Genomic DNA, 12,814 nt, shown 5'->3' with positions numbered 1-12,814 from the left:
CAATATTTAGTTAAAACGTATTATAAGCTTAGCTGACAGATTAGTCAACAAGCTTATGCAAATTTTTCGACTTATCTATATATGCCTTTCCCAATCGAGCATGGACATTGTATGCGCATCTACCCATTCTTCATCAAACTTTAACGCTTCCCGCTTTGTCCCTTCATGTTTAAACCCTGCTTTTTCATAAACATGACGTGCCCGCGGATTGAAATCGTATACTTCCAATTCCACACGATGCAGTTTTATATCTTCGAACGCATATGCCATGGTAAGCCGTACAGCTTCAGTGCCAAAGCCCTTACCAGTAGCACCTGCAATCCAAATACGAAAGTTGCAGCTGTTATTTTTCGCATCATAGTCATTGAGTACAGACTCACCGATAATGACGCCATCAGACTTCCTGATAATCATGAAAACCGTGCGCTCATTTGACAATGCCCAATTTCCGTAAAGTTCCTTGAGCCTATCCATCTCAAGACTCTTAATTTCTTCATCACTGGAATGAATAGATCCGGTGAGAATGTTTACCTCGCGATCAAGCAATAACTGTTGAAGAAATTCTACATCCTCAACTTGGACCGGATGCAATTTAATTTTTTCTCCTGTTAATTCTGGTTTGTACTTGAAAATACTCATGTAAAACACCACCTTCCTTGTATCCCGGAAAAAATAAGCGTTTGTCAGGGTGGTTTTATAAAATGTTTCCACACTTACTTTCTTTTGGGAAAACTCATCTCATCACTTTATTATATCAAACCCGCCCCTGTCACAGTTTGATAACCGCTATCAGCAACCTACTTTTTATCATCAAAAACAATTTCCAGTACTGCAATCAAAAAGGCAACAATAATCTCTGTTTTCATAGATAGAATCATACCGTTCAAAAACTCATCGACGGTATACAAAACCAGCAAATTCGATGTACCCTCAATAATGAATCGAACAATAATCACATTTACTTTTCCTGTCATATTCCGGACAGACAGTTTATAAATTGCTTTGGAAAACAATTCGACAATGATTCCAAGAAAAATAAAACATACAACAAATACAAGCAATGACCAAACAGATTTATACTGAACACCGAGCAGTTCAAAAATCCCTGCCAGGCCAAAGAAATAGATTCCAAATACAAAGGCAGCAACAAAGAAAATGAGAAGTCCTATTCCAACAACTACTGCCGTCTTTTCTACTATATTCATATCACGAAATGAACCGCGATTACGTTTTGACATGAATCTGTTACTCCTTTTACTGCTATTGTATAGTTTTTATCAGTCACGTAATTTCTTCCATTCCAAATTTATACGATATTTTCCCATGGAAGTTTCAATAATGCAACATTTCAAATGCATTAGAACAATCACTTTTTTGACCCCAACAGCTGTAGTTTTAATTAAAGTTTGATCAAAAATATCCCACAGAACATTAGGCAAAATAAAAAGAATCCTATTTGAAAAAAAGATTGATCAAAATGGATTCTTCTCCTATTCCCTGTCTAATGCTCTAGGTGGTTCTTCCATCAAGCCATTTTTAACCATGAGTTTCACACCATCATCTGAGAATTGAAGCACTTCAAGCACTAACCTGCTGTATTTTTCACCTAAATCCCTTCTAGGACTCATTGCCATACTTGAACCATAATAACCCACGCTTAATGCAATTAATGATGTGGTATAGAACATTATTAGCTTATCTGAAAAGGTATAAGTAGTTGAGTCCGAGACTTCGGTGCTAGTTGTCATAAGTACAGGAATGTCATCTTCTTTCATTTTAGTTAGGCATTTTTAGTACTAATTTTGTAACTGCTTCCACATGCACCGTCTGCGGAAACATATCCACCGGCTGAATACCTTCAACCGCATAGCCGTTCTTCACCAAGTACTTCAAATCCCGTGCCTGGGTCACCGGGTTACAGGACACATACACTACCCGCTTCGGCTGCAACTTCACCACGCTGGACAAGAACGCTTCGTCACTCCCGCTTCGTGGCGGATCCATAATCACCACATCTGCTTTCTCACCACGTGCTGCCATCTTTACCATGAACTCCCCGGCGTCTCCCTGATAGAATCGGGCATTTTTCACGCCGTTGCGCTTTGAATTATGGATAGCATCGCGAACCGCATCCTTATTCAACTCCACGCCAATGACCTTTCCGGCCTCCTGGCTGGCAATTAGACCAATCGTACCAATCCCGCAGTAGGCATCCACCACGGTTTCCTTTCCAGTCAGCTCTGCCATTTCAATAGCCTTTGCATACAATTTTTCCGTCTGGACTGGATTAATCTGATAGAAGGATTTCGCCGAGATGTCGAACTTAAGCCCGCAAAGAGTATCTGTTATGGTCCCCTTGCCGAACAGTACTTTTTCCTGATTGCCTAGAATCATGCTGTCATTCCTCTTATTCACGTTCATCAGGAGGGTCGTAATTTCTGGATGGGCCTTTCTTAGTGCTTTCACAAAATTATTCTTCCCTTTGAACATAGGTGATGCTACTACCAGTACCACCATGATTTCCCCACTGACTTTTCCAACCCTCACCAATACGTGTCGCAAAAAGCCCTGCCCAGTGTCTTCTCTGTAAGGCTGCATTTTAAAGGATTTCATCATCCCCTTGATGGTTTGAATAATCTCATCCGCTTTTTGATCATGGATGATGGACCTTTCCATTGGTATGATCTTATGAGTATTTTCAGCGTATAGCCCACTTATAATCTGCCTTTTTTTATTCAAACCGAATGTCATAACATTTTTGTTACGGTAGTAAAACGGAAACTCCATGGTTATGATTGGCTCTGGTTTTCCAAAAGGCTTCATTAGTTCATCTATGATTTTCTGTTTGAAACGCTTTTGGGCATGCTCATTCATGTGCTGAATGTGACAGCCCACGCCCTTGTAATAAGATGAGCGCGGTAAATTGACACGGACTTCTGAAGATTTAATCACCCGCTCCAGCTCTATATCGAAAAAGCGTCCTTTCTTAGAAATATTCACTTCAGCCGTTTCACCAGGCAACAGATTAGCTACTTCAAGCTGTTTTCCTTCCCACTGGACAATGCCTTTACCTCCATCGGTAAGGCCTGAGCAGGTCACCTCTGCGGTTACGGTTTTCTGGCTACGCTGGCGCACATCGTTTGCCTTAAGCTTGCCTTTGGATTTGCCGTCCGTTCGATTCGCCCGCCCCTGGTGCTGTCTACTGTACTTTTTCTCAGGATGATGGCTTTTTTTTCCTGATTTTCTATATTCGCTTTTCTTTCTTTTAGTCATAGGCACTTTCACATCTCTTCTTCTTCTTTGAAACTCCATTATATATTACCCAAGGCCGGCAGTAAACCAACTGTTGTAAACTCTACACATTGGATTGGCAGTCCTTATCCAATTGTACCGATACGATATAGTACATCAAGGTCAACACTCCTTTATTCGATTAAATCATCGGAGTTACTTCTTAAACGCGCCTAATTCTGGAATAATCTTCATGTTACTTAATCGTTAGAAATCCAGTTTGGACAATACGAAACTGTCATTAAATGTTTATTACACAACAAAGAATATAACACAAGCTATCATTGTTATAACTAGGCTTCACGCTGCTTTCTGTCCAGAAGAATAATCCATTTTTGTATTATAAACTTGATTCCAATCCATAGGTGTTGGGTATATGGTTGAAGGTTCGTATAACACTTCAATCATGTCACCTATATTTCCTTCCGTACTCACTTTGTTGGATCGGTTAGAAAGATATTTTCCAGAATAGGATGCGAATCCCTGATAAGGACAGACCCCAATATTGGCATCTTGGAAACCATAATGATGTATAGACTCTTTTCCACTCAAGCTTCCGGTTATAAGATTTACATTTTGGCATTTTCACACTAATCCCCCCCGCAGTATACTTCAAGGAATAATCCCTATTAAACCGCCCCTTTTAACTGAATAAGGGTGGCATTTATTATTTCAGATAAGTAAGCGACCGATTCTGGAACAGTCATTTTCTGCCTATATTTGCTAAGGGACCCCAAAGCTAGCAAATAACCATCGCCCCACTATCGTTACACCAAATTGTTGGCTTACCTGTTAAGGAGTAGCCAAATTAGAATTGGAAATCACCATCTTTCATTAGCAGGACTTCCGTTCCACCTTCTTTAATACCTACTACTTTCATATCTTCGGTACCAAAGGTCACATTGACTAACAATAGGGAAGTATTAAGTCCTGCTTCCTTCAACTCTTTCACCGATAGGTTGCTGCCATTTTGAAGGTTGGAAGGGGAGGCGTTTCCAATTCCAATATGGCAGGCCGTATTTTCATCAAACAAGGTGTTATAAAAGAGAGTATCCGCCTGCGAAAGAGGAGAATTGTTAGAGACCAAGGCAATTTCACCAAGATAATGTGAACCTTCATCTGTTTCGATGAGACTTTGTAACGCTTCTTGCCCGGTGGCGGTATAATAGGCAGTAATCCGTCCATCTTTAAAGGTTAGGTAAAAATCATCAATGACACTTCCCCCATAGATAAGCGGTTTAGATGCTACTAGTTTGCCATTCACCCCATTTTTATAGGGAGCGGAGAATATTTCTTCCGTGGGGATGTTCGGAAAGAACGGTATTCCCGTTTTATCTATAACACCCCCGCCGATAAAGAAGTGATTTTTAGGCATGCCGACTAATAAATCAGTTCCTCGGCTATTTGTAAAATGCAGGGCTTCAAACTGGCTTTCATTTAGAAGCTTTTTTCGGGACTCGAAGGCTCTGTCATGATTTTCCCAGTCTTTTATAGGATTTTTTCCATCTGCCCGAGCTCCTTGTAAGATTAATTGCCATAATGATTGCAGGGCTTCTTCTTTACTTAAGTGAGGAAATACTTTAGCTGCCCATGCGAAGTACGGGACAGCCAGAAGACACCAGCGTAGCTCGTGGGATCTAACCTTTGCGTAATGATCCTTCAACTTGGTGCGAGAGGCCTTTTGGAAGCGACTCATCCGTTCTGTAGAAACATCTTTAAAGACATCTAAGTTTTCAGAAATAATATGGATGTAAGCAGCACCCGCCTCGTCCCACTCCTTAAAGCGTGCATCCTGCCAGTTGGGAAAGTGATCGATGGCATCATCTGCTGCATTTAAATAAAATTCTTTGGTCGACTGTTCATCCGTCCAATCCATAACCACATTTGAAGCCCCCGCCTCATAGGCTGCCGTTTGAATTAAACGTGCAAACGTTACATTTTTTATGTCACTATGAATAATTACTAATTGATTCTTTTGCACATTTACACCTGCTCGTACAGCAAGTTCTGCATACTTTTTCAACTGTTCTTCGCTAACAAGCTCATATACTCCTTTAATCATCACACACCCAGCTCCTAACTTTTTACCCCTTTATATGCGATATTGGCGCCAATCTTTATTAAGAGAAAGTGCCCGATGATTGAAGAACCTTTATAATATTTATTTGTTCCATTCATACTCCAAAACACTATATAGTAAAGAATTTCTCCAACCATCTTTTATCATAGGTCCTCACGTATTTTCCCTTCCTGGGTCATCCCGGCTCTTTCTAAAACCATTAATGACCCAATATTTCTAGTGTCACAAGTTGCATATATTCGATGGAGGTTGAATTCTCTAAAACCAAAGTCAATAAGCAGTCTAGCGACGGATGTTGCTATTCCTTTCCCCCAATTGGAACATGAGAAGTTATATTCGTATCTCTCGCCCGTTCGTATTGCAGTATAAAGTTATATTATTCTAACTTCCTATATCTACTCGTTCAGCCGTAGCTGAATCCACTCTTTTATTTTTGCAGTAACTTTTTCCGGCGCATCACGATATATATCATGGCTTGTATTTAGAATGGACTGAACCTTTGCCTGCGGGACTCCTTCTATAAGCTGTTTTATAGCCTTCTGGCGTTCACCTTCTAATTCGTTAGGAAGTGTACTACGCAACAATAATGCAGGGGATTGAACTTTGGCAAAAATCTTCGCCGTTGGTTCAAGATCAATTCCCTTGATAATTGCCTTTGCTGTAAATGGCGAAACAACCAAACGAATTTCACCGTCAATTTCAGTTACCTGATCTAGTGCTGCTGCTTCAATCTCCTGCGACCATCTTGGAGATTCAGCTTTTTCAGATTCAAGAAATGCCTCCTGCGAAGGAAAGCGAACTGATTCATGAAATGCCTCAACATTTTTAAGTACTTGATCCTCTGACTCACCATCCGGATTTTGTTGAAAATATCCGCCATCCAACAAGACTAACCCTGTGATCGATTCAGGATACAATCCTGCAACATACAGTGCAAGATGTGCACCCCACGAGTGACCCCCAAGATAAATCTCGGATAGACCTAATAAATCAAGTTTTTCTTTAATCCACTTAGCCATTTGCGTTGAACGATAACTTTTCTCTTCATCCAAAGCCGCAGCGCCACCGTGTCCGGGTAAATCGAATGAAACTACATGAAAATCACTCATTAAATATTGTGCCAAATCACCAAAACTCAATCCAGTAGCACCCACTCCATGCATGAAAACAAGCGTCGGATGATCTCGGTTCCCCCACTCGTAAAAAAATTTATCCATAAAATCTCCCCCTATGTCACAGGTTCTTATTTTTAAAACTGAATATAGAAACCAATAGTAAGCGAATTTTTTTATTCCGCGAAAGCGCCCAATTAGAGAGTAAACGAAACGACACGTCACAATCAAGAGTTCAAAAGGTCAAAACAGATCACTTATTGGTAACGATGACCATTAGTGACCTGTTTTATCATGTCTATTTTAAATCATCATTAGGATAAGCATGAGGATTCCAACCCGCTGTTTATCGTTTTAATTTCTAACAACGGGGATCCACATTTCACCATATACTGAGTCGTCTTGCTGTCCCATCACAACCGCTGCATTTGGACCACCGACATAGGATACATCCGTTACTTCCATTAGGACCTCACCAAAGGCAATGCCAGTCAGCTTGTTACTCAGCTCTTCATCCGTATTTGCTTCTCCTTTAACAACAATATATTCCCCTTTAGGAAATTGGATAAGTCTCGTTGCTTCTGGTAAGGATTTCTCCGTCATAACACCAGCGTAATGCATCATCTTATTATTCACTGCTTCGTTTACAACAAAAATGTAGTCATTTGTTGCAACAGTTTTTAGTTTATCAAGTCTTCCATCTTGATTAACGGCTTGCCAAAAATCTGATTTTTCTTTACTAATACCAGCTTGGTCTGTGTAATCGCTTTTAATCTCTACTCCAAAACCTAAAACAGTAAAGCTGTCCTTTTCCTCTAAAGTATAGTTTGCCATTTCATAATTCCTCCTTTTAAATTAAACAAAAGACTTGTTTTTTCCCTTGTTACGTTTATGATAGCATTAAACCATGTCAAAAAATGATACTGTTTAGGAGGACCCAATGAAAAAAATTGAACGGATTAACACCATCATGCGGTATATCAATAACCGTTCTTTCTTTACAATTTCTGAAATAATGTTAGAATTTAACATTTCCCGTTCAACTGCTATTAGGGATATCAGGGAAATTGAAGCGATGGGGATGCCACTTGAAGTCGAAGTTGGAAGGGATGGGGGCTATTCTGTCATGAACAACTCTATCCTACCTTCTATTCGCTTTACTGATAATGAAGTTAAAGCGCTTTTTATTGCCTTTATGGCCTCAAAAAACCAACAACTTCCCTATCTGGAAGGTCGACAGTCTTTAGCTGAAAAATTACTAGGCCTCATCCCAGAAAACCAACAAGAGACCTTAGTTTTATTAAATCAAATTTTGCTTTTTGAAGGGACCAACCCTAATAATCCTGATTTACTTGATCTCTCAGACCTTCCTCATCCTATGTTAGAAAATCTCATCCAACTCCTTCTTTTAGATTGCCATTTATTGATTACCATCAAAGAAGGAAAGGCAGAAAAGTCTTTTCCAATTTTTCTTTTGCATCTTTATCGTGAAAAAAACCTTTGGCAAATTGAAGGATTCGACCTTGAGGAAGAAAAGAAAAGAATTTTTTCTGTTGACAACCTCATCAATGTGGAACCATATCCAACGAAAACAAAAGTAACTAGGAAAAAGGTTTTGGAAAAACTAAGTAAGCAGAAAGAAGTAATCAACCTTATCATTGAATTTGGTCCAAAGGCAATTGCCCAGTTCAAAAAGTACCATCCTTTTAAATTTTCAATATCCTATACGAATCCTTACCAAACAACAGGCATTCTAAAGACTTTTGTCAATGTTAATATTCCCGAGGAATTGACCGATATAACAAATTGGCTACTTTTCTTAGGTGAGGATATCAAGTTTAGGGAAGTGCCAGAGGAAGTCTTAGAAAGTCTACGAGCGAAATTATTCTTATACTGCAAATAAATAAGCAGTGGCTTGTTAAAAGCTCAGTAATCTTGGTTTTGTCCAGTTCCACGTTAAATTCTACATCAAAGTACGTAAAAATAACTTTTTGCTGCCACTGCTTATTGAACGCTTGAACAATTGAGGCTTCTATTCACTTTCTAATAATCCCTTCTCTTATTCAAGATTATGGCCCAACTAATGAATAAATTTATTCCGTACCGCGCCCAATCGTATTGATGAAGATCAATATCTTCAAAAAATCATTATTACTTAGTTATTCAAGTAATTCTTGTAGCTTTTGAAGTGCTGATAACATATGTAATAATTCCTTAGATGATAAATTCGCATGATACTTTTCAGAAATTTGTTGACAAAATGCTTGCATTTCATTTTTATAAAGCAATCCTTTTTCGCCTAATTCAATAGAAAATGCACGCTTGTCTTCTATATGTTGCTTTCTAACGATATAGCCATCTCTTTCAAATTTTGCTAACTGTTGACTGACAGCACTTTTTGTGATGCCCATTTTTTCGGCTAATTCTGTAGGAGACGAGAACGGATGTCGAATAATCAATGTTAACAATATATATTGTTGGTTATTTAATTTAATATTCGTATAAGCTCTTTCTTTTTTTTCGAGAATAATCCATATATCTTCAATTGTTCGATTAATTTGCTCTGCTATATTCTTATTCTTCATGCTTTTGTCTTTCACCTTTCTTCCACCAATTTTTGGGGTTTAAATAACATTTATATTTTGATACTACTTCTTTACCAACGAGTAAAGCACCTATCCAAAATAAGATTTCCCCTATTATGAGACTACCTGTTATAATACTTGCCTTTACCGTAAATGAAAATGGCATAAGTGTCGTGACAGCAGCAATCAACCAGCATAAAACAGCAATAATTAAAAGCGCTATTCCAAACTTATAGGATATTGATTTTTTTTGATTCTTTTTGATTGAAACCTTTTCTTTTCCCATTTTACAACCCCTGATTTAGTTAACTTAACTAAATTATATAATGATAATGTATCAATTACAAGAACTCTTAAAGTTGGCTTCGATTCAAGAAATCAACTTTTACTAATGAACTTTTTTTATTCAGCTTGGACGCTAATACCTGTTCCCGATTAGCGCTCGTAAAACTCAAAAACCCTCGTATCCAACGACGAAGAGCCAAATTAAACCGAGTGATTAAAATGAATACCGAAATATTGTTCCAGAACAGACGACTTTTTACTATTGCTAACGGTCGTCTTTTGTTTTTCCCCATGATGAGTAGCGATTAAAGAATTTCCTGAAAACGTCATTCGACCGTCCAAAGTGGCCAACGATACGATTTCTTTTTGCGTAAAATGAGATTTTGAGGAGGTCTGGTTAAAATGGCAAGCCTCGTCAAAATCCGTTAATTTCCTGGGTGTTATGTCAAAACGGAATAACGTATTCCATTCATACTCATTTTCCTTTCTTTGCAAGTCAAAAATCTTCTCTCTTAACTTAATGGCACGGTACACCCCACTTATATCTTCCCGAGTCTCTCCGGTTAAAGGAATCGGCACTCGAGCTGAGTCACCAAACCCGACATCGACCAAATAAGCTTGGTCAAGGTTAACGATCTGAGTGGCATGACTTCCATTCTTTGCCCATGAGCCATCAGGGCGATTAATGGTGCCCGATATAAAATGACTCTTGAAACCAAGGTTTTGTAATAACCAGTTAAACAGGCCATTTAATTCATAACAAAAACCACCACGTTGATTCAACACAATCTTTTTATAATAGGTTTCTACGTCTAGTGGAATCGGAATGTGATGCATCACATCCAAATTTTCAAATGGAACATGGAGCATGTGCTGTAATTGAAGTTGACTCAGCGTTTCCAAGCCTATCCCTTTCGTATTACCAATACCAATTCGTTGTAAATACTTATCAATTTCCATCATGGGAACCTCTCCCTTATAAATTCATTGATCCATCATTTTATTCAAGTGAAACACTTGTGGCTTCGAATACGTGCAGAACCAACTATCTAATTGACACAACCTATACTTTTAGCCAATTATATCATAAAAAAATTTTTTCCTTTACTCTACAAACTGGCCCTTATCTATAGGTACAGGCACCGAGTCCTTATTAAAGAATGGCGCCCAATTCAGGAACAATCTTTTCTGCTATTGGCTGGTATTGTGGAGTTGTGGCTAATCTGAACCAATGGGTGACTTTCGTAAATTATTCATTAAAATTATAGCCGCATTTTTGAAATCCATCGTCTTGAGGCTGATAGTCAAGGACTTCTTTTGTATTTGAAATATCAAGTCTTTTAAAACGATTATTAGAAACAGCATGAAAAATTTCAAAAGGCCTTTGCATGGAGGTTATAATACACTGTTCTATTAAATGACACATATCCTTAGGACTGATATAAGCACTCATATCCCGCGCTGACAAATCTGTACCTACTTGAAAAACTTCATCGAATGCTCCAATTCTTAAAGCAATACTCGGTAAATTTTCTTCATAAGCAAAATACGAAGCTAGTGCTTCTCCAAAAGCTTTGCCTACGCCGTACAAATTTTTGGGGTGAACTGGCATATCCGACTTTACCTGTGTATCAATCGGGTACCCTTCCACTGCCTGAGCGCTGCTTGCAAATACTACTCGACTGCACCTTTCCTCCTGAGCAGCCTTAAAAATATTATAAGTTCCTTCGATATTAACCTTCAGCACAGATTCAAAACTTGCATTAGGAGATGGAACACCTGCCAAGTGGATAACAGTATCTATACCTTTACAAGCCTGTCACAGGATTCTATATCCCGGACATCCAAATGTACCAATTTATGTCCATCATATTCCCTTTTTTGTAACTTAGATGTATTGATATCGCCTAATGTTAGACTAAACCTGTCACTCCAATGATCTAATTTAAAAGCTAGTAGTCCCATAAGCAGCACAAAAAATAATCCAAATAACGATACAGTTAGACTTTTTTGCTCTACAACATAACTAGTATAAAAAACTACCACAGATAAAACAGCAAAAAGTAAAATACCAAGCCATTTCTTAACTCTGATTTTCCATTTCATCTTTCTCCCCCTTCTTCACAGCATTATATGAGATATTGGGATTTCCTTTATTTCCTTTCCCGCAGGATTGGACGTCGATACTTATTCCAGATAGGCGCCCTATTGTTTAACAGTAAAAAATTGTAAAACGCCTTAGTTTACATCACAAAACCATATCTAAAATTTCATTTACCCTCTCAAGGTTTTCTTCAATTTCGTATTTTTCACATAAACTGCTATGGACCTTTATAAATTCGGGTACTATACTTTTTATTACGTGCAGAACCTCATTTGGTTCTCGACTACTGTGCCAATCTGCGAGAAGTGATAACTGCCAATCCTGCAGTTCACTTCTTTGCCCTTCTATTTTTGCCCAATCTCCAAATGTATTGGGTTGGATTCCTGCTTCCATAAACCAAGCAGTTACCATCGACATTCGCAAGTTATCTAAACAATGTAGGGCATAATACAATTCTTTCCTCATTGTTCTTCTATATGCTTCATGAACATAAGCAAAAAATTTTGATCTCCAAAACTCTATTTCTTCAACATTTGGCTTATAGGATAATCTCATCGACCTTTCTAGTACATCGTTCATCAATCCATTAGTATCGTGGACAATTTTAATATTTTGAAGCCAAACTGAAGGCTGAATATCTTTCATTTTAAAGTAAAAGGTGTCTACTTTAATGAAGGTATCAAAGTGAGCAATACTGTATGTTGCACAAGGAAAGTCTTCAAAAATATAAACCTTCCCCCATTTTTTAGCCCGTTGCTTTTTGTTCAATCTATATTCTTCAAACACTTCATCTTTGACAACTATACGAAGATCAATATCAGAATATAAATCTGTATTATGATTTCCTATTGAACCACCATAAAAAACAGCTATAATATTTTCATCACTTAGCAAATCCTGTTCAATTGTATTTAATAAAATTTGACGATGTTTTGGAATTTCTAAATCCCTTTTTCTGTGCTTTGTTTCAAATCCCACTCACAACACACCAACTCCTTTAATTAGAATCTTTCGACATTGAATTCGCTAAAAAGGATAAAATCCCTGCTTTCACTCAAAAAATTAACCAATTCTTGCAAGTAAGGACCCCTTTCTTTATTCCAGAAAGGCGCCCGTTTGCTTAACAATTTTTTTCCGATACTAATTAGTATTAGAGAAAACAATTTGAAAGGCAACAAATATTATAATTACACCATCAATCTGATATAATGAATTAAAGGCGGTGATTCTTATGTTAGAACAGCGAAACAATGAATCCAAACGAAAATACGGCTGGGTAGACAAATGGGCCAAGATGACCGGTGAGCGAGCCAGAATTGATGCTAAAGTAAATAACACATATATTATATACGACAAA

15 protein-coding genes are annotated in these 12,814 nt (G+C 38.0%); 1 reads left to right on the top strand and 14 read right to left on the bottom strand.

The genetic code is table 11. The annotated features are described in order from the left end of the window. Positions 1–75 precede the first annotated feature (75 nt). The 8 genes from ABD010_RS03125 to ABD010_RS03090 all read right to left on the bottom strand — a co-directional run bounded on the left by ABD010_RS03125 (position 76) and on the right by ABD010_RS03090 (position 7,317). Positions 76–639, bottom strand: coding sequence for a GNAT family N-acetyltransferase (locus tag ABD010_RS03125; protein WP_343810224.1), 564 nt, complete (start codon positions 637–639; stop codon positions 76–78). Between the two features lie 158 nt (positions 640–797). Further along, positions 798–1,238 (bottom strand): YrvL family regulatory protein, encoded by a 441-nt coding sequence (locus ABD010_RS03120; RefSeq protein ID WP_343810222.1) that lies wholly within the window; start codon positions 1,236–1,238, stop codon positions 798–800. 252 nt (positions 1,239–1,490) lie between these two features. Then, positions 1,491–1,775 carry a DUF3231 family protein gene (locus ABD010_RS03115; protein ID WP_343810220.1) on the bottom strand — a complete coding sequence of 95 codons (285 nt, stop codon included), beginning with the start codon at positions 1,773–1,775 and terminating at the stop codon, positions 1,491–1,493. Between the two features lies 1 nt (position 1,776). Next, entirely contained in the window at positions 1,777–3,312 is a 1,536-nt protein-coding gene (rlmD, locus tag ABD010_RS03110) for a 23S rRNA (uracil(1939)-C(5))-methyltransferase RlmD (protein ID WP_343810218.1), read from the bottom strand. Positions 3,313–4,099: 787 nt separating this feature from the next. Beyond that, on the bottom strand, positions 4,100–5,353 hold the full coding sequence (locus tag ABD010_RS03105; protein WP_343810216.1) for an aminopeptidase: 1,254 nt from the start codon (positions 5,351–5,353) through the stop codon (positions 4,100–4,102). 161 nt (positions 5,354–5,514) lie between these two features. After that, a complete protein-coding gene (locus tag ABD010_RS03100; protein ID WP_343810451.1) occupies positions 5,515–5,646 on the bottom strand; it encodes a GNAT family N-acetyltransferase in 132 nt (43 codons plus the stop codon). Positions 5,647–5,766: 120 nt separating this feature from the next. After that, positions 5,767–6,588, bottom strand: coding sequence for an alpha/beta fold hydrolase (locus ABD010_RS03095; RefSeq protein ID WP_343810214.1), 822 nt, complete (start codon positions 6,586–6,588; stop codon positions 5,767–5,769). A 249-nt stretch (positions 6,589–6,837) separates the two neighbouring features. Beyond that, positions 6,838–7,317 carry a GyrI-like domain-containing protein gene (locus ABD010_RS03090; RefSeq protein ID WP_343810212.1) on the bottom strand — a complete coding sequence of 160 codons (480 nt, stop codon included), beginning with the start codon at positions 7,315–7,317 and terminating at the stop codon, positions 6,838–6,840. 106 nt (positions 7,318–7,423) lie between these two features. Here ABD010_RS03090 and ABD010_RS03085 point away from each other — a divergent pair, with 106 nt between their 5' ends. Further along, on the top strand, positions 7,424–8,386 hold the full coding sequence (locus tag ABD010_RS03085) for a helix-turn-helix transcriptional regulator (protein ID WP_343810210.1): 963 nt from the start codon (positions 7,424–7,426) through the stop codon (positions 8,384–8,386). Positions 8,387–8,642: 256 nt separating this feature from the next. Here ABD010_RS03085 and ABD010_RS03080 read toward each other — a convergent pair whose 3' ends face one another. The 6 genes from ABD010_RS03080 to ABD010_RS03055 all read right to left on the bottom strand — a co-directional run bounded on the left by ABD010_RS03080 (position 8,643) and on the right by ABD010_RS03055 (position 12,435). Beyond that, on the bottom strand, positions 8,643–9,068 hold the full coding sequence (locus ABD010_RS03080) for a MarR family winged helix-turn-helix transcriptional regulator (RefSeq protein ID WP_343810450.1): 426 nt from the start codon (positions 9,066–9,068) through the stop codon (positions 8,643–8,645). After that, on the bottom strand, positions 9,058–9,354 hold the full coding sequence (locus ABD010_RS03075) for a transporter suffix domain-containing protein (RefSeq protein WP_343810208.1): 297 nt from the start codon (positions 9,352–9,354) through the stop codon (positions 9,058–9,060). The genes ABD010_RS03080 and ABD010_RS03075 overlap by 11 nt, the downstream gene beginning before the upstream one ends. 200 nt (positions 9,355–9,554) lie before the next feature. Beyond that, positions 9,555–10,316, bottom strand: coding sequence for an arylamine N-acetyltransferase family protein (locus tag ABD010_RS03070; RefSeq protein ID WP_343810206.1), 762 nt, complete (start codon positions 10,314–10,316; stop codon positions 9,555–9,557). A gap of 286 nt (positions 10,317–10,602) precedes the next feature. Then, positions 10,603–11,139 (bottom strand): NAD-dependent epimerase/dehydratase family protein, encoded by a 537-nt coding sequence (locus ABD010_RS03065; protein WP_343810204.1) that lies wholly within the window; start codon positions 11,137–11,139, stop codon positions 10,603–10,605. Between the two features lie 14 nt (positions 11,140–11,153). Further along, on the bottom strand, positions 11,154–11,459 hold the full coding sequence (locus tag ABD010_RS03060) for a hypothetical protein (protein ID WP_343810202.1): 306 nt from the start codon (positions 11,457–11,459) through the stop codon (positions 11,154–11,156). Between the two features lie 142 nt (positions 11,460–11,601). Beyond that, positions 11,602–12,435 carry an aminoglycoside 6-adenylyltransferase gene (locus tag ABD010_RS03055; RefSeq protein WP_343810201.1) on the bottom strand — a complete coding sequence of 278 codons (834 nt, stop codon included), beginning with the start codon at positions 12,433–12,435 and terminating at the stop codon, positions 11,602–11,604. Positions 12,436–12,814: the final 379 nt, after the last annotated feature.

Source organism: Virgibacillus siamensis (assembly GCF_039522605.1).
Taxonomy (GTDB): domain Bacteria; phylum Bacillota; class Bacilli; order Bacillales; family Amphibacillaceae; genus Lentibacillus; species Lentibacillus siamensis.
Note: the sequence above shows the minus strand (reverse complement) of the source record. Positions and strands in the feature narration are given on the sequence as shown.

Excerpts from the sequence above, each read along its gene's own strand:
- ABD010_RS03125 (WP_343810224.1), bottom strand. The coding sequence starts at position 639 with ATGAGTATTTTCAAGTACAAACCAGAATTAACAGGAGAAAAAATTAAA.
- ABD010_RS03120 (WP_343810222.1), bottom strand. The coding sequence starts at position 1,238 with ATGTCAAAACGTAATCGCGGTTCATTTCGTGATATGAATATAGTAGAA.
- ABD010_RS03115 (WP_343810220.1), bottom strand. The coding sequence starts at position 1,775 with ATGAAAGAAGATGACATTCCTGTACTTATGACAACTAGCACCGAAGTC.
- rlmD (WP_343810218.1), bottom strand. The coding sequence starts at position 3,312 with ATGGAGTTTCAAAGAAGAAGAAGAGATGTGAAAGTGCCTATGACTAAA.
- ABD010_RS03105 (WP_343810216.1), bottom strand. The coding sequence starts at position 5,353 with ATGATTAAAGGAGTATATGAGCTTGTTAGCGAAGAACAGTTGAAAAAG.
- ABD010_RS03095 (WP_343810214.1), bottom strand. The coding sequence starts at position 6,588 with ATGGATAAATTTTTTTACGAGTGGGGGAACCGAGATCATCCGACGCTT.
- ABD010_RS03090 (WP_343810212.1), bottom strand. The coding sequence starts at position 7,317 with ATGGCAAACTATACTTTAGAGGAAAAGGACAGCTTTACTGTTTTAGGT.
- ABD010_RS03085 (WP_343810210.1), top strand. The coding sequence starts at position 7,424 with ATGAAAAAAATTGAACGGATTAACACCATCATGCGGTATATCAATAAC.
- ABD010_RS03080 (WP_343810450.1), bottom strand. The coding sequence starts at position 9,068 with ATGAAGAATAAGAATATAGCAGAGCAAATTAATCGAACAATTGAAGAT.
- ABD010_RS03075 (WP_343810208.1), bottom strand. The coding sequence starts at position 9,354 with ATGGGAAAAGAAAAGGTTTCAATCAAAAAGAATCAAAAAAAATCAATA.
- ABD010_RS03070 (WP_343810206.1), bottom strand. The coding sequence starts at position 10,316 with ATGATGGAAATTGATAAGTATTTACAACGAATTGGTATTGGTAATACG.
- ABD010_RS03060 (WP_343810202.1), bottom strand. The coding sequence starts at position 11,459 with ATGAAATGGAAAATCAGAGTTAAGAAATGGCTTGGTATTTTACTTTTT.